The following is a 23860-nucleotide window of genomic DNA, read 5'->3' as shown; positions in this document are numbered from 1 at the left end:
GGGTTCACTGGGCGCCCTCCTGGGTGCGTTCCTGGGCGCTCTCCTGCCAGCGGTAGCCGCGCGGGGTCACCATGCGGCCCGCGACGATCCGGGTGGCCGTATTGCCCACGGTGACGACGGTCATCATGTCGACCGTCGCCGGATCCAGTTCGGCGAGGGTCGTGACCCGGCTGGACTCGTCCGGCCGGGACGCATTGCGCACGACACCCACCGGCGTCGTCGGCTCCCGGTGCCCGGCGAGGATCGCGAGCGCCTTCGGCAGCTGCCAGTCGCGGCCCCGGGAACGCGGGTTGTAGAAGGTGACGACGATGTCCGCCTCGGCCGCCGCCCGCACCCGCCGCTCGATGACCTCCCACGGCGTGTGCAGGTCGGACAGGCTGATGGACACGTGGTCGTGGCCCAGTGGCGCGCCCAGGACCGCCCCGGCGGCCAGCGCGGCCGTCACCCCGGGCACCCCGACCACGTCGATGTCGTCCGAGGCCTCGGCGAGCGCCGGCGAGGCCATGGCGTACACGCCCGCGTCCCCGCTGCCGATCAGCGCCACCGCATGCCCCTCGCGGGCCTGGGCGACCGCCGTGCGCGCCCGCTCCTCCTCGGCGCCGAGCCCCGACTCCAGCACCCGGGTGCCGGGCCGCAGCAGGTCGCGGATCTGGTCCACGTACTGGTCGAGCCCGACCAGCACCGAGGCCCGGCGCAGCTCGGCCGCCGCGCGCGGGGTCAGCAGGTCCCGGGCGCCCGGTCCGAGCCCGACCACCGCGAGCCGCCCGCGCCCCGGACGCCGTACGACGGCACAGGTCGCCATGGCAGGCCGGCCCTGCGACTTCGCCTTGGGCACGAGGAGTTCACCTCCGCGCACCAGCGCCGCCGCCTCCGCCACCGACGGCGTGCCGACGGCCGCCAGCGGCGCCTCGGAGGGGTTCGGCACCTCGACCGCCGCCAGTTCCCCGGCGGAGTACGTCACCAGCGGCACCCCCAGCCGCCCGGCGGCGGCCACGAGGCCCGGCTCCTTCGCCTTGGCGTCCACGGTGGCGAGTTCGGCCACGGACTTCGGCGAGAGCCCCGCCTCCCGCAGCGCCCCCTCGATGAGCCCGAGGACCTCTTCCACGGGCGCACCCTTGGACGCGCCGACCCCGACCACCAGCGACGGCGGCCTGAGCAGCACCTCGCGTTCGCCGGGCACGACGTCCCGGTCGGTGAGCCGGATGGTGCAGGCGCCCCACGGCGAGACCGGCAGCGGCGGCAGCGGCCACGCCAACTCGGCCTCCAGCGCGACCGGTTCACCGTCCAGCAGGGCCCGGGACACGGTCGCGACCGAGCCCTCGTACGGCAGCCCCAGCGTGTCCAGGCCCGCGAGCCCCACCGCGTCCGTCGCGGTCGTCACCACCGGCTCGGCCCCCAGCAAGTCGCCCACCGAACGGGCGAGTTCGTTGGCGCCGCCGCCGTGCCCGCCGACCAGCGACACCGCGAACCGGCCGCCCTCGTCCACGCACACCACACCGGGGTCGGCCGCCTTGTCGCCGAGCAGCGGTGCGAGCAGCCGTACCACCGCGCCCGTCGCCAGGAAGCACACCAGCTGCTCGCACTCGGCGAACGCGGACCGCACCGCCTCCCCGACGGGCCCCTCGTACACCCGCGTCCGGCCCGGCCAGGCCGCGGCCAGCCGGTCCCGTGCGACGGTTCCGGCGGCGGTGGTGGAAATGAGTCCAATCACCGGGTGCCTCCGGATGGTGACTGGTAGGGTCGCGAATCGCTGAGCGAGAACCAAGCCAGCACAGCAGTAACCTCCAACAACTTCATAAACCGGGCTGGTTTCAACCCGGCTGGTGTCGATCGCGTCAGACTCGGCGGTTCATCGAACCGACGAGCAGCGTGAGCCGGGAATCTCCCCCGCCGACGGGGGAGAGGATTCAATCGGTAACTCCTTCGCTTACCGCTGGGCGCCTGACGCCCCACAGCAGAAACACGGGATTGGTCGCCGCGAGCCGGGTCACATCTCCCGGCAGCGGTGTCAGTCGCGACGACTGCAGCAGCACCCCGTCGCAGGTGAACCCGGCGGCCGTGAGCGCCTCGCGTGCGGCCGGTACGCGGTCCAGCGCGGCCATGGCGACCACGACCGTCCGCCGGGCGCGGCGCGCGCACGCCCCGACGATGTCCGGGAGTTCGCGCCCACCGCCACCGACGAACACCGCGTCGGGATCGTCGAGCGCGTCCAGGGCCTCGGGCGCCGAGCCGTGCACCACGTCCACGTCCACGCCGTGGGCGCGGGCGTTGGCGCGGATCCGCTCCACCCCGTCCGCCGCCTTCTCCACGGCGACGACGGCGGCGCCGAGCCGGGCGCACTCCACCGCCACCGAGCCCGAGCCGGCGCCCACGTCCCACACCAGGTCGCCCAGGCCCGGCCCCAGGCGGGCCAGCGCCAGCGCCCGTACCTCGAACTTGGTGATCATCGAGTCGCGGTGGGCGAACTCGCCCTCGTCCAGGGCCCACCGGGAAGGCCGCGCGGGAACCCCGGCGACCGTACGCACCGGCCCGAGCGCCCGCGCCTGGTCCAGGCACAGCACCACGCTCACCGCCGCACCCCAGTCCCGGGCGGCGGCCTCGGCGGGCGTGACCCGTTCGACGCGCTCGTCTGCGGAGCCGAGGGCGGAGACGACGACGAGGACACGGCCCGGTTCGCGCGCGTCGCGCAGCAGCGCCGCCCCCAGTTCCGCCGGCCCCGCGCCCGGCCCCGTCAGCACCGCCACCTTCGGCCGCGCCCGGCACACGTTGACCGCCGTACGCAGCTCCCGGCCGTGCGCGCTGACGACCACGGCGTCGTCCCACGGCAGCCCCACCCGCGCGAACGCGGCGGCGACGGACGAGACCCCGGGCCGCACCTTGAGCAGCCGCGACCCGAACCGCTCGGCCAGCATCCGCACGATCCCGAAGAACCCCGGGTCGCCGGAGGCCAGCACCACCACCGGAAGCTCTTTGTCGACATACTCGGCGATCGTGTCCAGGGCGGGCGCCGGCGGCCCGAGCACGACCCGCTCGGCGCCCTCCGGCAGCCGTACCGCGTCCAGGTGCCGGCGCCCGCCGACGACGAGGGCGGCCCCGGCGAGGAGGTCCTCCGCAACCGGTGCCCCCGTCCCCGCACCGACGACCGTGATCAACTGCTCGCCCCCCGCTCGCGCAGGGCCCGCCGGGCCTCCGGGTCGGCCTTGCGGTACCCGTGGAAGTGCCCCGGGTGGTACAGGTGCGAGCGGGTGCCGTGCGCGTCCAGCGCCGGGCCGACCAGGAACAGCGTGTGCTTCCAGAGCTTGTGCTCCTTGACCGTCTCCTCCAGCGTGCCGATCGTGCACTTCACGACCAGCTCCTCCGGCCAGGTCGCCTGGTACGCGACGACCACCGGGGTGTCCGTCGGGTAGCCGCCCTCCAGCAGCTCGCGCACCAGCTGCCCGCTGCGCGCGGCGGAGAGGAAGACCGCCATCGTCGTACCGTGCCGGGCGAACTCGCGCACCTCCTCGCCGGGCGGCATCGGCGTCTTGCCGCCGCCCAGCCGGGTGAGGACGACGGACTGCGCCACCTCGGGAATGGTCAGCTCGCGCCGCGCGAGAGCGGCGACGGCGGAGAAGGCCGAGACCCCGGGTACGACCTCGGTCTCGATCCCGATCTCCGCGCACCGGTCCAGCTGCTCCTGCGTGCCGCCCCACAGCGCCGGGTCGCCGGAGTGGATCCGCGCCACCTTCAGACCCCCGGCGTAGGCGCGCCGGTAGACCGCGACGACGTCCTCCAGGGCCATGGTCGCCGAGTCCAGGATCTCGGCGTCCGCACGCGCGTGTTCGAGGACCTCCGCCTGGACCAGGCTCGCCGCCCAGATCACCACGTCCGCCTCCGCGATGGCGCGCGCGGCGCGGAACGTCAGCAGATCGGCGGCGCCGGGGCCGGCACCGACGAACGTCACCTTGCCGGTGGGGGCATCGGCCATGGGAAGGGTCCTCTCGTACGGAAGCTCTGGAAACTGCGGAAACGCAAGTCGGAATCGGTGAAATGTCAGGGTCTGGTGGGGTGTGTGCGGCGCCGGATGTGCGCGAAGGTGCCTCCATCGGATAGCAAGGGCCTATGGCGGTCTTCGTCGCGCTCGGCGCGTTCCTGATGACGCTGGCCGGCGGCTGGACGGCACAGCGCGTGACCGACCGTCGCCATCTCGTCCTGGGACTGGCCGGCGGCCTGATGCTGGGCGTGGTCGGCCTGGACCTGCTGCCGGAGGCGCTGCGCGCGGCCGGCCGCGAGATCTTCGGCGTCCCCGCCGCCCTGCTGCTGTTCGTGGCCGGCTTCCTCCTGGCCCACCTGGTGGAACGGACCCTGGCCGCCCGCCAGGCCGCGCACGGCGGCGCCGAGGGGCACAACCACCGGGCGCCCGAGGTGGGGCTGACGGCGGCCGGCGCGATGGTCGGCCACAGCGCGATGGACGGCGTGGCGATCGGCGCGGCCTTCCAGGTGGGCGGCGGCATGGGCGCCGCCGTGGCGCTCGCCGTGATCGCGCACGACTTCGCCGACGGCTTCAACACCTTCACCATCACGAGCCTGTACGGCAACGCCCGCCGCCGGGCGATCGCGATGCTGGTGGCCGACGCCTGCGCACCCGTGGTGGGGGCGCTGTCGACCGCCTTCTTCCACATCCCCGAAGCGCTCCTCGGCGGCTACCTGGGCCTCTTCGGGGGCGTCCTGCTCTATCTCGCCGCCGCCGAGATCCTGCCCGAGGCCCACCACGAGCACCCCGCGCGCTCCACCCTGCTGTGCACGGTGGCGGGCGCGGCGTTCATCTGGCTGGTGGTGGGTCTGTCCGGCGGCTGAACGGACCGGTGCCCGGCGGCCGCCGTCCCCGGTGGCCGCCCCGGCCGGCCGCCCCGGCCGCCTCACAGCTTCCCGCCCCGTCCGCCGTCCCGCCGCGGCGGCGCGATCAGCGTCGACAGATACGGCAGCGGCGCCCCGTCCAGCTCGGCGGCCTGCCGCACCGACTCCTCCGGCAGCCCCAGCGCCGAGCCCCACACGGCATCGGCCAGCCGCCCGGTCTCCGCAAGCGCCTCGGCGACCTCGGCGGCCTGCCGCCCGAACTTGTACGCGACGACGGTCCCCGGCCCGGCCAGCGCCTCCTTGAGCACGGCGGACCCGGCGGTCACCGGCACCAGCGTCAGCGGCTCGGTGCCCTCGGTCAGCACGGCACCGGAGCGGGCCGCCAGATCCTGCATGGCGGTGATCCCGGGCACGGTCTCCACGACGACACCCGGCACCAGGGCGGCGACGGTCTGCGCGAGATAGGTGAACGTCGAGTACACATTGGGATCGCCGATGGTGGCGAAGGCGACGGACGCGTGCCGCTTCAGCAGCTCGGCGACCCGCTCGCCCGCCGCGTCCCAGGCGGCCTCCCGGCGCGCCCGGTCGGTCCGCTCGTTCAGCGCGAACACCACCCGGACCACCTTGTCCCCGGGCACGTAGTGCAGCACGGTCGCCTCGGCCCGCCCCTGCTCCCCGGTGTCCATCACGGGTACGACGACGACATCGGCGGCCCGCAGCGCGTTGACCCCCTTGACGGTCACCAGCTCCGGGTCACCGGGACCGACCCCGACTCCGACCAGCCTGCTGCTCATGACGTCCGGCACCTCTCCACGAACCGACGGGCGACACCGGGCCGGGACGCCCAGTGCGTGTGCAGATAACTCGCGTGCACGCCCTGCTGTACGAAACCTTCGACCCGTCGGACGGGCGCCCGCACACCCCACGCCGGAGCGGCCCCGGCCCCGGGCTCGACGACGGTCCGGTGGAACTCGTGCCCCCGCATCCGCGTCCCCGCGACGGCCAGCACGCTGTCCCCGACGGCCACGGCGTCCCGGTAGCCCAGGGTGAGCCGCTGCGTCATCCGCGCGGCGGCGTCCAGCACCCCGCACATCGGCTGCCCGTCCAGCTCCCGGGACAGGTACAGCAGCCCGGCGCATTCGGCGGCCACGGGCGCACCGCTCAGCGCGAGCTCGGCGACGGCCTTGCGCAGCGGCTCGTTGGCGGACAGCTCGGCCGCGTACACCTCGGGGAAGCCACCGCCGATCACCAGTCCGGCGACGCCTTCGGGCAGTTGCTCGTCCCTCAGCGGATCGAAGGTGACGACCTCGGCACCGGCGGCGGTGAGCAGCTCGGTGTGCTCGGCATAGGAGAAGGTGAACGCGGGCCCGCCGGCGACGGCGACCACCGCACGCTTCTGCGTCGGGCCGACGGGCGCCTCCCAGGGGGCATGGGACAACGCTCCCGCACTCCGGGCCAGTGCCAGCAGAGCCTCGAGATCACACCCTCGCTCGACCTGTGCGGCCATGGCCGTCACCGCGTTCACGGCGTCGGAGCGACGTTCGGCGACCGGTACGAGCCCAAGATGCCGCGACGGCGTGTCCACCTGAGGAACCCGCCGCAGCACCCCCAGCACGGGCACCCCTGCCTGGTCCAGCGCCTCCCGCAGCAGTTCCTCGTGCCGGTCGGACGCGACCTTGTTCAGGATCACGCCCCCGAGCCGCACCTCCGGATCCCAGGAAGCGAACCCGTGCACCAGCGCCGCCACCGACCGCGACTGCGACGACGCGTCGACGACCAGCACCACCGGTGCCCGCAGCAGCTTGGCGACGTGCGCGGTGGACGCGAGCTCACCCTCGCCCGCCGCCCCGTCGTACAGCCCCATCACGCCCTCGACCACGGCGATGTCACACCCCCGCGCCCCGTGCAGGAACAGCGGAGCGACCAGCTCCGGCCCGCACAGGTACGCGTCCAGGTTGCGCCCCGCCCGCCCGGTGGCGAGCGCGTGGTACCCGGGGTCGATGTAGTCCGGCCCGACCTTGTGCGGGGACACGGCGAGCTCCCGCGCGGCGAACGCGGCCATCAGCCCCGTGGCGACGGTGGTCTTGCCGCTGCCCGAGGAGGGCGCGGCGATGACCAGCCGAGGCACCGACGACGTCACCACTCGATGCCCTTCTGGCCCTTCTGGCCCACGTCCATGGGGTGCTTGACCTTGGACATGTCGGTGACGAGGTCGGCGAAGTCCACCAGCTTCTCCGGCGCGTTGCGCCCGGTGATCACCACGTGCTGCGTGCCGGGCCGGTTCCGCAGCACGTCCACGACCTCGTCGGTGTCCACCCACCCCCAGTGCAGGGGATAGGCGAACTCGTCCAGCACGTACAGCCGGTACGTCTCGGCGGCAAGGTCCCGCTTGACCTGCTCCCAGCCCTCGCGGGCCTTCTCCTCGTTGTCCATCTGGGCGTCCCGCTGCACCCAGGACCAGCCCTCGCCCATCTTGTGCCAGGCGACCGAGCCGCCCTCACCGCTGTCGCCCAGCACCCGCAGCGCGCGTTCCTCGCCGACCTTCCACTTCGCCGACTTGACGAACTGGAACACCCCGATCGGCCACCCCTGGTTCCAGGCGCGCAGCGCGAGCCCGAACGCGGCGGTGGACTTCCCCTTGCCGACACCGGTGTGCATGACGACCAGCGGACGGTTACGGCGCTGACGGGTCGTCAAACCGTCGTCGGGTACGACACTCGGCTGCCCCTGCGGCATTACGCGGCCCTCCTCGAAGTCCCCTGCACATCCCTGACCAGCCCGGCGATGGAGTCGGCCCGCAACTCGTCGAGCGTGACGGCCGTACCGCCCAGCTCACCGGCGAGCTGCCCGGCGAGGCCGAGTCGCACCGGCCCCGACTCGCAGTCCACGACGACGGAGGCGACCTGTTCGGCGGCGAACAGCCGTGCCGCACGCCCCGCCAGCGCGACCGGCTCCGGTCCGCCCGTGGCCCGTCCATCCGTCACGACCACGACCAGCGCCCGCCGCGCCGGATCCCGCAGCCGTTCCACGCGCAGCACCTCGTGCGCCTTGAGCAGCCCGGCCGCGAGCGGCGTACGGCCACCGGTCGGCAGCGACTGAAGCCGGGCCGCCGCCGCGTCCACGGACGACGTGGGCGGCAGCGCGACCTCCGCGGCCGACCCCCGGAAGGTCACCAGCCCCACCTTGTCCCGCCGCTGATAGGCGTCCAGCAGCAGCGACAGCACGGCTCCCTTCACCGCGCCCATCCGCTGCCGCGCCGCCATCGACCCCGAGGCGTCCACGACGAACAGCACGAGGTTGCCCTCGCGTCCCTCCCGGGTCGCCTGCCGCAGATCGTCGCGGCGGATCACCAGCCCCGGCCCCGACCGGCCGCGCGCCCGCTGGTGCGGGGCCGCGGCCCGCACGGTGGCGGCCAGGTGCAGCTTGGTCAGCGCGCCCCGAGGCTGCCGGGCGCCGGTGGTCCGCCCGTGCTCGGTACGCGCCCGTGACCGGCGGCCCGCGGCACCCTCGCCGATCCCGGGCACGCTCAGCACCTTGGCCCGGAACGGCTCGGCGGCCCGTACGGCCGACTGCTCCGTCGAGCCGGGCGCCTGTGGTTCCCCGCCCTCCCCGGCCTCGGGCCGCGCGGCGGTGTCCCCGCCGCCCTGGGGGCCGCCGCCGGGCGCCGGCTGCCCACCGCCGCCACCGGGACCGTCGGGGTCGGGATCGTCGTCGCTCTCGGTCTCGTCCTCGCCGGAGAACTGCTCCAGCGTCTCGTCCAGCTTGTCCTCGTCCAGGCCCGGCGCGTCGAACGGGTTGCGACGGCGCCGGTGCGGCAGCGCCAGCAGCGCCGCCTGCCGCACGTCCTTGGCGAGCACGTCCGTCCGCCCGGCCCACGCGGCCAGCGCAGCCGCCGTACGCGCCATCACGATGTCGGCGCGCATGCCGTCCACCTCGAAGGCCGCGCAGGTCGCCGCGATCTGCCGCAGCGCGCCGTCGCCCAGCCGCACCTGCGGCAGCAGCTCCCGCGCCGCGACGATCCGCTGCCGTACGGCGGACTCCTCCGCGGCCCACCGCGCGGCGAAGCCGGCCGGATCGTCGTCGTAGGCCAGGCGGCGCCGCACCACCTCGACGCGCTGCTCGGGCTCGCGCGAGGCCGCGACCTCCACGGTCAGCCCGAACCGGTCCAGCAACTGCGGGCGCAGCTCGCCCTCTTCGGGGTTCATCGTGCCGACGAGCAGGAAGCGGGCCGCGTGCCGCACGGAGACGCCCTCGCGCTCCACGTACGAGGCGCCCATCGCCGCCGCGTCCAGCAGCAGGTCGACCAGGTGGTCGTGAAGCAGGTTGACCTCGTCGACGTACAGGATCCCGCGGTGCGCGTCGGCCAGCAGACCCGGCTCGAACGCCTTCACGCCCTCCGCGAGCGCCCGCTCGATGTCCAGGGCACCGACCAGCCGGTCCTCGGAGGCGCCGACGGGCAGCTCGACCATCCGCGCGGGCCGCCGCGCACCCGGCCCCGGCTCGTGCGGACCGTCGGGGCACCCGGAATCCGGTGCCCCCGGGTCGCACGAGAAGCGGCAGCCGGGCACGACGGCGACCTCCGGCAGCAGCGCCGAAAGAGCGCGCACAGCCGTCGACTTGGCGGTGCCCTTCTCGCCGCGCACCAGCACCCCGCCGACCGCCGGGGAGACGGCGTTCAGCAGCAGTGCGAGCCGCAGGTCGTCCTGACCGACAACGGCCGTAAAAGGGAAGGGGGTTGTCACTGGTCGCCCTCCAAGTCGCCTTCCAGCTCCAGGTAGGTGGCGCGCAGCCGCTCCAGGGTCTGCGCGTCCGGCTCGGCCCACAGGCCCCGGTCCGCCGCCTCCAGCAGCCGCTCGGTGATGCCGCGCAGCGCCCACGGGTTGGACTTCTTCATGAAGTCCCGGTTCTCCGGGTCGAAGACGTACTCCGCGCTGAGCTTCTCGTACATCCAGTCGTCGACCACGCCCGCCGTGGCGTCGTAGCCGAACAGGTAGTCCACGGTCGCCGCCATCTCGAAGGCGCCCTTGTAGCCGTGCCGGCGCATGGCCGCCATCCAGCGCGGGTTGACCACGCGGGCCCGGAAGACACGGTGGGTCTCCTCGCCCAGGGTGCGGGTCCTCACCTGGTCCGGCACGGCCGAATCGCCCACGTATGCCTCGGGGTTGGCGCCGGTCAGATGCCGGACCATGGCGACCATGCCGCCGTGGTACTGGAAGTAGTCGTCGGCGTCGACCAGGTCGTGCTCGCGGGTGTCGACGTTCTTCGCGGCGACCGCGATCCGCTTGAACGCGGTCTCCATGTCGCCGCGCGCCGCCCGCCCGTCGAGCCCGCGGCCGTAGGCGTAACCGCCCCACACCGCGTAGACCTCGGCGAGGTCGGCGTCGGAGCGCCAGTTGCGGGCGTCGATCAGCGGCAGCAGGCCGGCGCCGTACGCGCCCGGCTTGGAGCCGAAGATCCGGGCCGTCGCCCGCCGCCGGTCACCGTGTTCGGCGGTGTCCTCGTCGGCGTGCGCCTTCACGAAGTTGCTCTCGGCGGGCTCGTCCAGCTCGGACACCGCCCGCACGGCGTCGTCGATCAGGCCGACGACGTGCGGGAACGCGTCCCGGAAGAACCCGGAGATCCGGACCGTGACGTCGACGCGCGGCCGGCCCAGCTCGGCGAGCGGGACCACCTCGAAGCCCGTGACCCGGCGCGAGGCGTCGTCCCACACCGGACGGCAGCCCAGCAGCGCCAGGATCTCGGCGATGTCGTCGCCCTGGGTGCGCATCGCCGACGTGCCCCACACCGTGAGGCCGACGGACCTCGGGTACGCGCCCGTGTCCTGCAGGTACCGCTGCACCAGGGAGTCGGCGAGCGACTGGCCGACCTCCCAGCTCAGCCGGGAGGGGATGGCCTTGGGGTCCACCGAGTAGAAGTTCCGGCCGGTCGGCAGCACGTTGACCAGACCGCGGGTCGGGGAGCCGGAGGGCCCGGCCGGGACATAGCCGCCGTCAAGGGCCCGCAGGATGTTCCCGATCTCGTCGGTGGTGCGGGCGAGGCGCGGTACGACCTCGTCGCAGGCGAACTCCAGCACCGCGACGGCGGCGGGGAGTTCGGTGCCGAGCGCGTCACTCAGGACGGCGGGTACGGCCGTGCGGTCCCAGGCCCGCTCCTCCATGCCCTCCGCGATCCGCCGGCACAGCTGCTCCAGCAGGTCGACCGCGTCGGAGGCGGTACGGGCCGGCCCCTCCACCAGGTCCGTCAGCTCCACCGGCACCTTCACCGGGGCGCCGGGCTCGGCCAGCAACTCCTTCTCGTCCAGCCCGAAGTGGGCGGCGAGGCAGGACCGCAGCCCGGGCAGGGCGTTCGCCCGGCCGCCCCACACCTGGGATGCCCGCAGCACCGCCAGCACCAGGTTCACGCGGGGCTCGCCGACCGGGCCGCCGCCCAGGATGTGCAGGCCGTCGCGGATCTGCACGTCCTTGATCTCGCACAGATAGCCGTCGATGTGCATGACGAACTCGTCGAACGCGTCGTCGTCCGGCTGCTCGTCCACATGCAGGTCGTGGTGCAGCTCGGCCGCCTTGACCAGCGTCCAGATCTGGGCGCGGACGGCCGGTGCCTTCGTCGGGTCCAGGTCGGAGACGAGCGCGTACTCGTCCAGCAGCTGCTCCAGCTTGGCCAGGTCGCCGTAGGTGTCGGCACGCGCCATGGGCGGTACGAGGTGGTCGACCACGGTGGCGTGCCCGCGCCGCTTGGCCTGGGTGCCCTCGCCGGGGTCGTTGACGATGAACGGGTAGACGAGGGGGAGGTCGCCGAGGACGGCGTCCGGAGCGCAACCCGCGCTCAGGCCGAGCCCCTTGCCCGGCAGCCACTCCATCGTGCCGTGCTTGCCCATGTGCACGAGCGCGTCGGCGCCGAAGCTGTTCTCCAGCCAGCGGTAGGCCGCCATGTAGTGGTGCGAGGGCGGCATGTCGGGGTCGTGGTAGATCGCGATCGGGTTCTCGCCGAAGCCGCGCGGCGGCTGGATCATCACCACGACGTTCCCGAACCGCAGGGACGCCAGCACGATGTCCTGGCCGTCGACGTACAGGCCGCCCGGCGGCTCGCCCCACGCCTCCACCATGGCGTCCCTGAGGTCCGGCTCCAGCTTCTCGAACCACGCCCGGTAGTCGGCCAGCGGGACGCGCGCGGGCGCCGCCGCCAGCTGCTCCTCCGTCAGCCACTCCACGTCGTGGCCGCCGGCCTCGATCAGCCGGTGGATCAACTCGTCGCCGCCGGAAGGGTACGCGGTGAGCCCGTACCCGGCGTCCCGGAGCGCGTCGAGCACCCGCACCGCCGACGCGGGCGTGTCCAGACCGACCGCGTTGCCGACCCTTGAGTGCTTGGTCGGGTACGCGGTGAAGACCAGCGCGATCCTCTTCTCCGCGTTGGGCTTGTGCCTCAGCCGCGCGTGCCGCAGGGCGATTCCGGCCACCCGTGCGGCCCGCTCCGGGTCGGCCACGTACACCGGGACCTCGTTTGGACCCTGCTCCTTGAAGGAGAACGGCACGGTGACCAGCCGGCCGTCGAACTCGGGGATCGCGACCTGCATCGCCGCGTCCATGGGGGAGAGGGCGGCGTCCGACCCCTCCCACGCGGCCCGCGAGGAGGTGAGGCAAAGCCCCTGCAGCACAGGGATGTCGAGATCGGCGAGCGCGCCGATGTCCCAGGACTCCTCGTCACCGCCCGCCGACGCCTCGGAGGCGTGCGTGCCGCCGGCCGCGAGCACGGTGGCGACCAGCGCGTCCGCCTGTCCCAGCAGCGCGTACAGCCCGGCGTCCGCCCCCCGCAGCGAACCGCAGTACACCGGAAGGGCGTTGGCGCCCTTCGCCTCGATCGCGTCGCACAGGGTGTCCACGAAGGCGGTGTTGCCGCTGAGCTCGTGCGCCCGGTAGAAGAGCACGCCCACGGTCGGCCAGCCGCCTTGGAGCTCGTGGGAGCCGTGGACGCCGTACTCCGGCATCTTGCGCGGTTCCTCGAAGCCCTCACCCGTCAGCAGCACGGTGTCCGAGAGGAACCGGGACAGCTCCAGCAGGTTCGCGGGACCGCCCTCGACCAGGTACTTCAGCGCCTCCGCCACGACACCGGCCGGCACCGACGACTCGGCCATCAGCTCGGCGTCCGGTACGGCCTCGCCGCCCAGCAGCACGGTCGGCACGCCGGACGCCCTCAGGACGGCCAGCCCCTCCTCCCAGGCGCGCTTGCCGCCCAGCAGCCGTACGACGGCGAGGTCCGCGCCCGCGAGCAGCCCCGGCAGCTCCTGCCCGACGTCCACCCGGGTCGGGTTGCCGATGCGGTAGTCCGCGCCTGAGGCCCGGGCCGCCAGCAGGTCCGTGTCGGCGGTCGACAACAACAACACTGTGCTCATGCAGGCGCTCCCGGTGGGATGAAAGGCAGTCCTTGCGGCGCGCCCGACTCGATGAGCCGCCACAGCGCGTCCGTGTCCGCGTGCTGTTCGATCAGGTCGCCGAGCCGGTCGAGCTGCTCCTCGCGCAGCGCGGCGAAGGAGGTGTCGGGCGCGGGCACGAAGCGGCGGCCCGCGGCGGCGGCCACCTCGCGCAGGAAGGCCCGGCGGAAACCGTCCGACTCCAGCGAGCCGTGCCAGTGGGTGCCCCAGGTCTGACCGACCCGGCAGCCGTCGAGGAAGGGCTCCCCGCCCTCCAGGGAGGCGACCCCGTGGTGGATCTCGTATCCCTCGACCGGCTCGCCGAGGGCCTGTCCGGACGGCCGGGTCAGGGTCTTCTCGCGCGCGAACCGCACCCGTACGGGCAGCACACCGAGCCCGTCGACCGCGCCGGCCCGCGACTCGACCTCGTCCTCGATGCGCTCGCCGAGGATCTGGAAGCCGCCGCAGATGCCGAGAACCGGGCGTCCTTCGGCGGCCCTTCGGACGAGCGCGTCCGCGAGCCCGCGCTCGCGCAGCCACTCCAGCGCCCGCACGGTGCCGCGCGTGCCCGGGATGACGACCAGGTCCGCGTCCGCCAGTTCCTCCGGGCGGTCCACGAACCGCACCACGACCCCTGGTTCGGCGGCGAGCGCGTCCACATCGGTGAAGTTGGACATCAGCGGGATCGCGCACACGGCGACCCGCAGCACGTCCTCGCCGACCGGCGGGGCGACGGAGGACTCGCGGACCGTCCCCCGCAGGGACACCCGCAGCCCGTCCTCCTCGTCGATGCCGAGCCCGTGCCGGAACGGCAGCACGCCGTACGTGCGCCGCCCGGTGAGGCCGTACAGCATCTCCAATCCGGGCTCCAGCAGGGAGACATCGCCGCGGAACTTGTTCACCAGGAACCCGGCGACCAGCGCCTGGTCCTCCGGCGAGAGCAGGGCCACGGTGCCGAAGAAGGAGGCGAAGACGCCCCCGCGGTCGATGTCGCCGACCACCAGCACGGGCAGCCGCGCGTTCCGCGCGATGCCCATGTTCACGATGTCGGTCCGGCGCAGATTGATCTCGGCCGGGCTGCCCGCGCCCTCACAGATCACCGCGTCATACGTGCCCCGCAACTCGGCCAGGCAGTCCAGCACCGTGCCGAGGAGCTTCTGCTGCCGCCCGCCGTGGTAGCCGCGTGCGCTCAACTCGCCCACCGGCTTGCCCAGCAGCACCACCTGGCTGCTCTGCTCGCCGCCCGGTTTGAGCAGCACCGGGTTCATCAGCGCGGTCGGCTCGATCCGGCACGCCTGGGCCTGCATGGCCTGCGCCCGCCCGATCTCCGCGCCCTCGCGGGTGACGAAGGAGTTGAGCGACATGTTCTGCGCCTTGAACGGCGCGACCTTCACGCCCCGGCGCACCAGCCACCGGCAGATCCCGGCCGTCACGACGCTCTTTCCGGCGTCGGAGGTGGTGCCGGCGACGAGGAGTCCCCCGTTCACTTCCCACGTCCCTTCAGGACCTTGACGAGACCTTTGGCGAGGGGGCGCGCGGCGACCGTGCCGCCGAGCGCGAGCAGGCCGACGCGGCGGGAGAGTCGTACGGCCCGGTCGATGTCGGCGACCCCGACGGCCCGGCCGGTGCCCCCGTTGAGCACGGGCCGGTGCTCGACCCGGCCGCCGTAGGAGAGCGTTCCGCCCAGGCGGACGCCGAGCGCCCCCGCGAACGACGCTTCCACGGGCCCGGCGTTGGCGCTCGGGTGCCGATGGGCGTCGGCCTTCCAGGCGCGCAGCGCACCCCGCGGGTCCGGTCCGGCCGCGGCCGCGAGGACGGCGGTCAGCCGGGCCCCCGGCCAGCCGGCCAGGTCGTCCAGCCGGGCGGAGGCCCAGCCGTAGCGGCGGTAGCGGGGCGACTTGTGACCGACCATCGCGTCCAGGGTGTTGACGGCCCGGAACCCCAGCAGCCCCGGCACCCCGGCCACCGCCCCCCACACCAGAGCGCCCACGACGGCGTCGGAGGTGTTCTCGGCGACCGACTCGACCACGGCCCGGGCGATCCCGTCGGCGTCCAGCGCCTGCGGGTCCCGGCCGCACAGATGCGGCAGCCGCGCCCGCGCGGCCTCGACGTCCCCGGACTCCAGGGCGCGCCCGATCGTGCGGGCCTCCCGGGCGAGCGAGGTGCCGCCGACGACCGCCCAGGTGGCGGCGGCGGTCAGCGCGGCGGAGGCGGCGGGGGAGGGGCGTACGGCGCGTGCGGCCAGCGTGCCGAGTGCGACGGCGCCACCGGCGCACGCGACGGTGTGCACGGCGCCCCAGCCGCGGTGGTCGTGCCACAACGCGCGGTCCACGGCAGCGGCCGCACGCCCGAACGCGGCGACCGGATGCCCGCGGCGCGGATCGCCGAGGAGCAGGTCACCGAGAAGGCCGGCGGCGGCGCCGTACGCGTAGGAGCGATCGGCACCCATCGGCTCAGCCGGCCGTGGGTGCAGGAGCGGGCCTGGTACGGGTCCTTCGGCAGCCGAGCATGGCGATCTGTGTCCTCACTCAGGGTGTCCGCGCCCTGGTTCGACGAGATTCGGCGGTGAGAGTTCCTGGCTCCCGGGGGTTCTTCCCCGGTGACAGTGGCGGGACCGCGCCGGATTCGCACCGGCTTCCTCTCTTGCCGCCGTACATGGCCTGGGCAGTCCACCACGCGCCCGGAACGGCCGTCAACTTGCCGTTGACCTGCGCGGGGAGAGTGTGCCGATCCCCACATCGCGGGGCGCACGTGACTCCTGGGCACGACGAAGGCTCCCCTCCGTCACGGACGGCGGGGAGCCTTCGGGTTGCCTGGTTCGTGGTGTTCCGTCAGGACTTGGAGACGATGAGGAAGATGCCGTACGACACCGCCGCCGCGCAGGCGGCGAAGCAGAGGTAGGCGCCGGTGACGGCGAGGGTGGCGGAGCCGCCCTCGGCCGCGGCCTTCTCGCGCCGCGCCAGACCGTTGATGCCGAGGGTGAACAGGGCCACCAGGCCCACCGTGAACACGAGGCTGGCGCCGAAGACGGAGCCGAGGGCCGACCAGTCGATCTTCATGGGGTTGCTTCCTTGGTTACCGGTGTGGCCGGGGTCAGACGGTGGCGGCCGGCGGCGCGGCCTCGGGGGCGGGCTCGGCGGTGGCCGGGGCGGGGATCGTGGCCGTCAGGTCCTCGGTGATCGTGCCCGCCGGGGGCGGGGTCACCGCGGCGATGGCGGTGGTCACCACGCCGGCCGGCTCCTCGGGCGCGTCGACGACGTTGGTGTGGTCGACGACCTCGCGGCGGGAGACCTTCCAGATCGCGGCGCTCGCGGCGACCAGGAAGACGGCGACGACGGCGGTGCCCCAGTCACCGAGGTCCGTGACGGACTCGGCGCCCGCGCCGACCAGCGCGGCGGCCGGGAGGGTGAGCACCCAGGCGACGGCCATGCGGGTCGCGGTGGACCAGCGGACCACCCCGCCCTTGCGGCCGAGGCCCGCGCCCATCACCGAGCCGGAGACGACATGCGTGGTGGAGAGGGAGAAGCCCAGGTGGGAGGAGGCCAGGATGGCGGTCGCGGCGCTGGTCTGGGCGGCGAAGCCCTGGCGCGGCTCCAGGTCGGTCAGGCCCTTGCCCATGGTGCGGATGATCCGCCAGCCGCCGATGTAGGTGCCGAGCGCGATGGCCAGGCCGGCGGAGAGGATGACCCAGGTGGGAGGGTTCGAGCCCGGGGCGATGGCGCCGCCCGTGATCAGCGCGAGGGTGATGATGCCCATCGTCTTCTGGGCGTCGTTGGTGCCGTGGGCGAGGGAGACCAGGCCGGCGGAGGCGATCTGGCCGGCTCGGTAGCCCTTGCGGGTGGCCTCGCCCTCGGCCTTGCCGCCGATGCCGTAGGAGAACCGGGTGGCCAGCATCGAGGCGACGCCCGCCACGATCGGCGCGGCGACCGCGGGGAGCAGCACCTTGGTGACCAGGACGTCACCGTGCACGGCGCCGAAGCCGGCGGAGGCGATGGTGGCGCCGATCAGACCGCCCATCAGGGCGTGCGAGGAGCTGGAGGGCAGGCCCACCAGCCAGGTCAGCAGGTTCCAGAGGATCGCGCCGACCAGGGCGGCGAAGATGACCTCGGGACGGATGCCGGTCTCGTCGACGAGACCCTTGGAGATCGTGTTGGCGACCTCCACGGAGAGGAAGGCGCCCACCAGATTGAGGGCGGCGGACATGGCCACCGCGATCTTGGGCTTCAGGGCGCCTGTCGAGATGGTCGTGGCCATCGCGTTGGCGGTGTCGTGGAAACCGTTCGTGAAATCGAACGCGAGAGCGGTTGTCACCACTATCGCGAGGATCAGCGAGAAGCTTTCCATTTACCCAGGCAATCGTTCGAGGTCATTGGCTGGACGACCGTAGGCAACCTGGGTGAACGGAAGGTGAACTGCGACAGGCGTAGGGGTGTCCGGAGAGGAGGGTTGAGGTTCCGCTTGGCGCGGGCGGCCCAGGCGTCCCTTGGCTACCAACCCCGCGCGAAGGTCCGCAGCCGGCTCGTGGAGCCGTTGAAGAGATTCTGGTCACCCGGCAGCCGGCCGTCGGTGTCGAACTGCCAGAACGTCCAGTACCGCCACCCGCCCGGCAGCGTCCCCGGCCGCGAGGTGCCGTGCCGGGCGATCCACAGGGCGTGGCCCTTGGCGAACGCGCGGCTGTTGCCGGTGCACAGCCGCCACCACTGGGTCGTCGTGTAGATCACCGGTCGGCGGCCGGTCTCCTGCTTGATCTCATCGCTGAAGGACCGGATCCAGCGGACCATCCGCGTCTTGCCCAGCCCGTAGCACTTGTGCTTCTTGCTGTACGGGTTGTCCTCGATGTCGAGCGCGGGCGGCAGCGTCCGGCCGTCCGCCACCCAGTCCCCGCCGTGCCGCACGAAGTACGCGGCCTGCCAGGCGCCGGAGGACTTGTTCGGCCGCGCGAAGTGGTACGCGCCCCGGTACAGGCCCGCCGCACGGGCGCCGTCGTACTGCTGGTCGAAGTAGGGGTTGAGGTAGTCCGTGGACTCGGTCGCCTTGACGTAGACGAACCGCGCGCCCATGGACCGGGCGGCCGCCCAGTCCACGTGTTCCTGGTGGGACGAGACGTCGTGCCCCCGGGGCAGGCCCGTGGCCGGTGCCGGAGGTCCGGCGGCCGCGGACGCGGTGGCGGTGAGGGCGAGCGCCGCCGTGGCCGCCGCGAGGACACCGGCGCGGTGACGGAGAAGGGTGCGTTCGCGGGCCATGTGTCTCCCCGGGTCGGCGGACGGAAGATCGTCCGGCGGGCAAGAGAGACCATTGAAGGCCCGCTGAACAGCGAATCAGCGCCTCTTTGCGGCGGTTCGCCATGTTTTCGCTCGTTCGGAGGGTGCGCACTTCCGGCCGGAAGCGACCGGCCGTCCTCCTTCCGCGGTCGCGGCTGGCAGGATCACGGCATGGCTGGACAGCGGCGGGACGCGGAACACGAACGGGTCTGGGCGGAACTGGTCGCGACGGCGCGGCGGACCGTGGCCGACGGGCTGGTGGTCGGCACCTCCGGGAACGTCTCCGCGCGCATCGGCGACCTGGTGCTCGTCACCCCGTCCGGCGTTCCCTACGACCGGCTCACCCCGGACGACATCACCGGCGTCGACCTCGACGGACGCCAGGTGCTCGGCACGCTGGTGCCGACCAGCGAGCTGCCCATGCACCTCGCCGTCTACCGCACCACCGACGCCCGTGCGGTCGTCCACACCCACGCCGTGCACGCGACGGCCGTCTCCACGCTCGTCCCGGAGCTCCCGCTGGTCCACTACATGGCGGCGGCCCTCGGCGGCCCCGTCCGGGTCGCCCCCTACGCCACCTACGGCACCGACGAGCTCGCCGGGAACATGCTCCGCGCCCTGACCGACCGCTCCGGCTGCCTCCTGCAGAACCACGGCACGGTCACCTACGGCACCACCCTCGACCAGGCCTACGACCGCACCGCCCAACTGGAGTGGATGTGCCGCCTGTGGCTGACGGCGTCCTCGGTACCGGGCCCGAACCCGTCCCTGCTGACGGAGGCACAACTGGCGGAGGTCGGGGAACGTTTGAAGGGGTACGGCCAACGGAGGTGACACCGTGCTGCCCAGTCCTTCGCTCCGGCGCTTCCTCGACCGCCTCGCCCACCCTTCCCCGCCGGTCCCTGCTCACCGCCCGGCCCTTCCACTGGCCGGCAGGCCCGACCCCCACGACACTGGACCCGTGCGCCCAGTCAAAGCGACCGCCACCGCACTGACCGCGATCCTCGCCGCCGGCGCGGCATCCGTCGCCGCCGGCCGGATCGCCAGCGACGCCGCGCTGAAGGCGCCCGCGGGCCGCCCCCTGCCCACCGAACCCCGGCTCACCGTGCACGGCACCGCCGCCGGCCAGATCACGCTCACCCGCGATCTGGCCTCGCTGCGCCCCGGCACCTACGGCCTCTCCGGCGACGGCTCCCACGCGGTCGTCGGCCCCGTCCTGGAGGCGGCCGAGCACGCGGCCGACACCGTCGTACGCCGCCTGGTACGCGTCACCCACGGCACCCTCGCCTCCGGCGACGCGGTGTGGTTCACCCCGAACCTGTACGTCGGCAACCCCGGCACCGCCCTCGGCCTCGACCACGCCGACATCGACGTCCCCGGCGAACTCGGCGAACTGCCCGCCTGGTTCGTGCCCGGCGCCCGGGACACCTGGGTGATCGCCGTGCACGGCCTCGGCACCACCCGGGAACAGGCCATGAACCTCATGGCCCCCCTGCACGCCCGCCGGGTACCGGTCCTCGCCCTCGCCTACCGCGGCGACCTCGGCGCCCCGCGCCCCCCGGACGGACTGAACCACCTCGGCGAGACCGAGTGGCGCGACCTGGACGCGGCGATCCGCTACGCCCTCCGCTACGGCGCCCGCCGGGTCGTCCTGCTCGGCTGGTCCACCGGCGCCACCATGGCGCTGCGCGCCGCCGAGCGCTCCGCGGTGCGCGAGCACATCGCCGGACTGGTCCTCGACTCGCCGGTGCTCAGCTGGGAGGCCACGCTGCGCGCCCTCGCCCGCGCCCGCCGCACCCCGCAGCCGCTGCTGCCGCTCGCCGTGCGCGCCGCGCAGGGCCGGACCGGCCTGTACGCCGACCGGGTCCCCGAGATCACCGACCCCGACGTGCTCACCGTGCCGACGCTGATCTTCCACGGGCCCGACGACCGGGTGGCGCCCTGGGAGTTCTCCCGTCGGCTCGCCCACCGCCGCCCGGATCTGGTCGCCCTGCACACCGTCCCGCGGGCCCCGCACGCGGCGATGTGGAACGCCGACCCGAAGGAGTACGAGGAGCGGCTGCGCCGCTTCCTGACCCCACTGGTATGAGCACGCCACCCCACCCCGCCGGTACGGGGACGCTCTTGACCCTCCGGCAGGCGCCGGGAGGCCCGGTGCCGGGCATTCCGTTTAAGGCCGTGCCACTGGCCTGAACACCACTCCTCGCCCCGCCCCGGCCCCCGTGCCTTGGCCAGCCCCGTCGCCCGCCGTGACATTCCGTTTGGGTTTTCGGACCGTCAACCGGAAGACTGCACTCGTGACGTCCCGTATCCCGCGCGACTCCAGGCTCCGACTCGTCCGACCGCGACCCCTGGCCGCCGCCCCCAGAGCTGTGAACCAGCGGCGCCCGCGCCGCCCCGCACCCCGGCCGCCGGAGGGCACCCCGGCACCCGCGGAACTGGCCGAAATGGCCCGCACCGGGCTGGCCGGTCCGGTCCGCGTCGCCCGCTGGGCCGACGCCGCACTCGGCCCCGGCAGCGACAGCGCCACCGCCGACGGCAAGGCCACCCTCTCCGACGCCACCGCCCGGCGCGCCGCCGCCGATCTGGGCCTGAGCGTCGCCCGGATCCGCGCCGACTGGGACACCGCCCGCCTCGCCGGACTCGTCGAGGTACACGGCGACAGCGCGCGCCCCGGCTGGCGGCTGCGCGCCTGGGACCGCGACGACAGCGCCGTACTGCGCGGCTGGGTCGCCCTCTTCGACGCCTGGTCGCTCGCCTCCCCGGAACCCGAGGAGCACGAGCCGGCCGCCGTCGCCGAGGTCGTCTCGGCCATGCCCCAGGTGCTTTCCTTCCTCCAGCTGTCCGCCGGGCCCGTCCCGGTCGAGCAGCTGCTCGACCTGCTCCAGCAGCGGGTCACCGAATTGCGCACCGAGCGCTGCGAGGTCCCCTACGAGCACGGCGCCGGGCAGCCCGCCGAGCCCGGGCCCGCGCGGCCGACCGTGCCGGCGGCCCGGCAGCCGTCCGAGCCGGGATCCGCACAGCCGGCCCTGGCGGGGGCGCGGCGGCCGTCCGAGCCGGGGCCCGTCCGCCCGGCGGCCGACTCCCCGAGCCCGGCGGGACTCACGGCCGTCGTCTCGGGCGACGCGCCCACCGGCAACGCCCCGCTCGAACCCCTCCTCGACTGGGCGCTGCGGGCCCTCGCCGCGGTCGGCGCGCTGACCTACGGCGACGGCCAGGCCACCCTCACCCCGCTGGGCAGCTGGGCGGTCTGGGTCAAGCTGGAGCAGATCTGCGTGGCCGCGCAGAGCCCGGCCGGCAACATCGAGCAGTCCGCCGAGGACATGCTCCGCGGCTGCGCACAGCTGCGCCCCAACGCCGCCCGCGCCGAATACCGCGCCTGGCTCGCCGCCCGCACCGTCGGCGATGCCGTCACCGAGCTGATCCACGCCGCCCGCGGCGAGGACGCCCTGCTGCGCGGCCTGGCCTTCGAGGCGCTGCGCGTCGTCGGCGCCCCCGCCGAGCCCGACGTACGCGCCGTCGTGGACGAGCCGGCCCTGCGGCCCTACGCCCTGCTGTGGCTCGCCGAGCACGACGGGATCGACCCCGAGGACGCCCACGAGGTCCTCACCCGCGAGGAGGCCACCTGGCTGTGGGTGGACACGGCGGCCGCCGTCGCCGACCACGGCGAGTCGCCGATGCTGGTCCGGCATCTGGAGTCCGCGGTGCAGCCCACCGTCCCCCAGCTGCTCGACGAGGTCCGCGCCGTCGGGCACCCGCGCACCGTGCAGGTCCTGGTGGCGCTCGCCGCCGCGCATCCCGACCCGGCCCTGGCCAAGGCCGTGCGCCGGGCCGCCTTCCACGTGCACACCGGGGGATGAGCGGCGCGGTGGCCGCTCAGGCGCCGATCTCGGGGGCGTACGTCCCGAAGCTCCAGATGTTGCCCTCGGTGTCCCGGGCCAGGTAGTCCCGCGAGCCGTAGTCCTGGTCCGTCGGGGGCATCAGGATCTCCACGCCGTGCTCCAGGGCCCGCTGGTGGTGGGCGTCCACGTCGTCCACGACGACGTACACCCCGGCGGGGCCCGCGTCCTTCATCGCCGTGTCGAAGAGGCCGCCGCGCCCCTTGGAGCCGATCATCACCGCGCCGTTGCCCTGGACCAGCTCGGCATGCATCACCTTGCCGTCCTCCGTCTCGTACACCGACAGCTCGGTGAAGCCGAGGGCCTCCGTGAGCTGCCTGATCGCCGCCTTCGCGTCCGCGTACAGCAGCGTGGGGTAGAGGCTCGGCCGTCCGCCGCCCGTGCCTGCCATGCCGATCACTCCTTCGTGCGTCGGTTCTGTGGCGCCTCGTTCAGTCTCGCAGCCGCCACTGACAAGCCTCGGCAGAACGCGTCGCGCTGCTTCATGCCCTCTGGCCGCCCCGCCGGGCCCATCCCCTGACGGACCCCGAACGGGCGGCTTCCCGGCCACGGTCCGCCCGGCCCCCGCCGCCCGACCTCACTACGCTCGCCCTCCGATCCAGGGCCGAGGACAGCGAAGGGGGAAGGTGGCCGTTGCACCGCACGGGACACGACCACCCCGTGCCGGCCGCGGGCTCCTCGTGCCGACACCCGCCGTGCCTGCGCCTTCGGCGGCGTCCGGCCTGGACAACGGCGGCACCGGCCTCGGCCCCGGCAGTCGTTGCGGCGGTCCCCGTGACCGGGCGCCCCGATCCGGTACGCCCCCGCTGACCGCTCCCGCACGCGTGCCCGCTCCCGCACGCGTCCGCCGAGCGGTCGCCCTCCTGCTCGCGCTCTGTCTTCTCGGTGTCGCCCACCACCTGCGCCCCGCCCCCTACGAGGACCGTCTCGTCCGCCCGGCGTCGGGGCGACCGCAGCCGGGCGCAGGAACGTGGACCCTCCGCGCGCGGGGCGCCGGCATGGCCGCCTACGACTCCCGTACCGGCGCGCTGCGCTGGCGGTACGCGCGCGTGGGGCATCGCCTTCTTGCCGTGCTGGCCACGCGCGCGGAGGTCATCGCGCTGTGGGAGGACGGGCTGCTGACCGACACCGACGGGCGCTCGGTGTGCTGGCACCGGGCCCTGCCCGACTGGGCCGAGTGGCTCCCCGCGCAGGGCGGCCCCGGCGTGCTGCGACTCCTCGGCCACGGCATCCTCGGGGTCGTCACCGCGTACCGCGTCACCGCGTACCGCGTCGCCGACGGCGACCTGCGCTGGGTGCTGCCCGCCGGCCGGAGCTGTGCGTTCCGGCCCGAGGGCGCCGTACGGCGCGGCACGGCCCTGCTGATCGCCCGGCCGTGCGCCCAGGGCGCCCGGACCGGGCACCTCGTGGCCCTGGACGACCTCGGACGGATCGTCCCGGACCGCACGCCCCTCGGC

Annotated in this window: 18 protein-coding genes and 1 riboswitch; of the genes, 4 read left to right on the top strand and 14 right to left on the bottom strand. The window is 74.1% G+C overall.

The features are described 5' to 3' along the window. Positions 1-4: 4 nt before the first annotated feature. The 3 genes from cobJ to cobM form a co-directional block, all read right to left on the bottom strand. On the bottom strand, positions 5-1711 hold the full coding sequence (gene cobJ / locus ACIBJF_RS02755) for a precorrin-3B C(17)-methyltransferase (RefSeq protein ID WP_399171855.1): 1707 nt from the start codon (positions 1709-1711) through the stop codon (positions 5-7). Positions 1712-1907: 196 nt separating this feature from the next. Further along, on the bottom strand, positions 1908-3152 hold the full coding sequence (cbiE, locus tag ACIBJF_RS02750) for a precorrin-6y C5,15-methyltransferase (decarboxylating) subunit CbiE (RefSeq protein WP_399171854.1): 1245 nt from the start codon (positions 3150-3152) through the stop codon (positions 1908-1910). Then, on the bottom strand, positions 3149-3967 hold the full coding sequence (gene cobM, locus ACIBJF_RS02745) for a precorrin-4 C(11)-methyltransferase (protein WP_399171853.1): 819 nt from the start codon (positions 3965-3967) through the stop codon (positions 3149-3151). Before cobM ends, cbiE begins: the two co-directional genes overlap by 4 nt. A gap of 134 nt (positions 3968-4101) precedes the next feature. Here cobM and ACIBJF_RS02740 point away from each other — a divergent pair, with 134 nt between their 5' ends. Continuing rightward, on the top strand, positions 4102-4836 hold the full coding sequence (locus tag ACIBJF_RS02740; protein WP_399171852.1) for a ZIP family metal transporter: 735 nt from the start codon (positions 4102-4104) through the stop codon (positions 4834-4836). A gap of 62 nt (positions 4837-4898) precedes the next feature. Here the strand turns inward: ACIBJF_RS02740 and cobI are convergent, their stop codons facing one another. The 10 genes from cobI to ACIBJF_RS02690 all read right to left on the bottom strand — a co-directional run bounded on the left by cobI (position 4899) and on the right by ACIBJF_RS02690 (position 18486). Then, entirely contained in the window at positions 4899-5630 is a 732-nt protein-coding gene (cobI, locus tag ACIBJF_RS02735) for a precorrin-2 C(20)-methyltransferase (protein WP_399171850.1), read from the bottom strand. Continuing rightward, positions 5627-6976 (bottom strand): cobyrinate a,c-diamide synthase, encoded by a 1350-nt coding sequence (locus ACIBJF_RS02730; RefSeq protein ID WP_399171849.1) that lies wholly within the window; start codon positions 6974-6976, stop codon positions 5627-5629. The genes cobI and ACIBJF_RS02730 overlap by 4 nt, the downstream gene beginning before the upstream one ends. Then, on the bottom strand, positions 6973-7572 hold the full coding sequence (gene cobO / locus ACIBJF_RS02725; protein WP_399171848.1) for a cob(I)yrinic acid a,c-diamide adenosyltransferase: 600 nt from the start codon (positions 7570-7572) through the stop codon (positions 6973-6975). Before cobO ends, ACIBJF_RS02730 begins: the two co-directional genes overlap by 4 nt. Continuing rightward, the gene (locus tag ACIBJF_RS02720) at positions 7572-9578 is read right to left on the bottom strand and encodes a putative cobaltochelatase (RefSeq protein WP_399171847.1); all 2007 of its coding nucleotides are present in this window, start codon (positions 9576-9578) and stop codon (positions 7572-7574) included. The genes cobO and ACIBJF_RS02720 overlap by 1 nt, the downstream gene beginning before the upstream one ends. After that, positions 9575-13225: a cobaltochelatase subunit CobN gene (gene cobN, locus ACIBJF_RS02715; protein WP_399171846.1), complete on the bottom strand. Its 3651-nt coding sequence runs from the start codon at positions 13223-13225 to the stop codon at positions 9575-9577. The genes ACIBJF_RS02720 and cobN overlap by 4 nt, the downstream gene beginning before the upstream one ends. Further along, on the bottom strand, positions 13222-14730 hold the full coding sequence (locus ACIBJF_RS02710) for a cobyric acid synthase (RefSeq protein ID WP_399171845.1): 1509 nt from the start codon (positions 14728-14730) through the stop codon (positions 13222-13224). The genes cobN and ACIBJF_RS02710 overlap by 4 nt, the downstream gene beginning before the upstream one ends. Next, a complete protein-coding gene (locus ACIBJF_RS02705) occupies positions 14727-15692 on the bottom strand; it encodes a cobalamin biosynthesis protein (RefSeq protein ID WP_399171844.1) in 966 nt (321 codons plus the stop codon). Before ACIBJF_RS02705 ends, ACIBJF_RS02710 begins: the two co-directional genes overlap by 4 nt. Positions 15693-15789: 97 nt before the next feature. Beyond that, a riboswitch (cobalamin riboswitch) is annotated at positions 15790-15932 on the bottom strand. A 142-nt stretch (positions 15933-16074) separates the two neighbouring features. Then, entirely contained in the window at positions 16075-16302 is a 228-nt protein-coding gene (locus ACIBJF_RS02700; RefSeq protein WP_399171843.1) for a hypothetical protein, read from the bottom strand. A 34-nt stretch (positions 16303-16336) separates the two neighbouring features. Continuing rightward, a complete protein-coding gene (locus ACIBJF_RS02695) occupies positions 16337-17587 on the bottom strand; it encodes an anion permease (protein ID WP_399171842.1) in 1251 nt (416 codons plus the stop codon). A gap of 143 nt (positions 17588-17730) precedes the next feature. Further along, positions 17731-18486: a lysozyme gene (locus ACIBJF_RS02690; protein WP_399171841.1), complete on the bottom strand. Its 756-nt coding sequence runs from the start codon at positions 18484-18486 to the stop codon at positions 17731-17733. A 189-nt stretch (positions 18487-18675) separates the two neighbouring features. On the opposite strand from ACIBJF_RS02690, the gene ACIBJF_RS02685 reads away from it, so the two are divergent. The 3 genes from ACIBJF_RS02685 (at position 18676) to ACIBJF_RS02675 (ending at position 22364) form a co-directional block, all read left to right on the top strand. Continuing rightward, positions 18676-19338, top strand: a complete 663-nt coding sequence (locus ACIBJF_RS02685; protein WP_399171840.1) for a class II aldolase/adducin family protein — start codon at positions 18676-18678, stop codon at positions 19336-19338. Positions 19339-19465: 127 nt separating this feature from the next. Then, positions 19466-20593 (top strand): alpha/beta hydrolase, encoded by a 1128-nt coding sequence (locus ACIBJF_RS02680; RefSeq protein ID WP_399171839.1) that lies wholly within the window; start codon positions 19466-19468, stop codon positions 20591-20593. A 208-nt stretch (positions 20594-20801) separates the two neighbouring features. Continuing rightward, positions 20802-22364 carry a hypothetical protein gene (locus tag ACIBJF_RS02675; protein ID WP_399171838.1) on the top strand — a complete coding sequence of 521 codons (1563 nt, stop codon included), beginning with the start codon at positions 20802-20804 and terminating at the stop codon, positions 22362-22364. A 16-nt stretch (positions 22365-22380) separates the two neighbouring features. Here the strand turns inward: ACIBJF_RS02675 and ACIBJF_RS02670 are convergent, their stop codons facing one another. Continuing rightward, positions 22381-22794 (bottom strand): VOC family protein, encoded by a 414-nt coding sequence (locus tag ACIBJF_RS02670; protein ID WP_399171837.1) that lies wholly within the window; start codon positions 22792-22794, stop codon positions 22381-22383. Between the last annotated feature and the right edge of the window lie 1066 nt (positions 22795-23860).

Origin of the sequence: Streptomyces sp. NPDC050743 (assembly GCF_044456925.1) — a bacterium.
Classification (GTDB): domain Bacteria; phylum Actinomycetota; class Actinomycetes; order Streptomycetales; family Streptomycetaceae; genus Streptomyces.
Note: the sequence above shows the minus strand (reverse complement) of the source record. Positions and strands in the feature narration are given on the sequence as shown.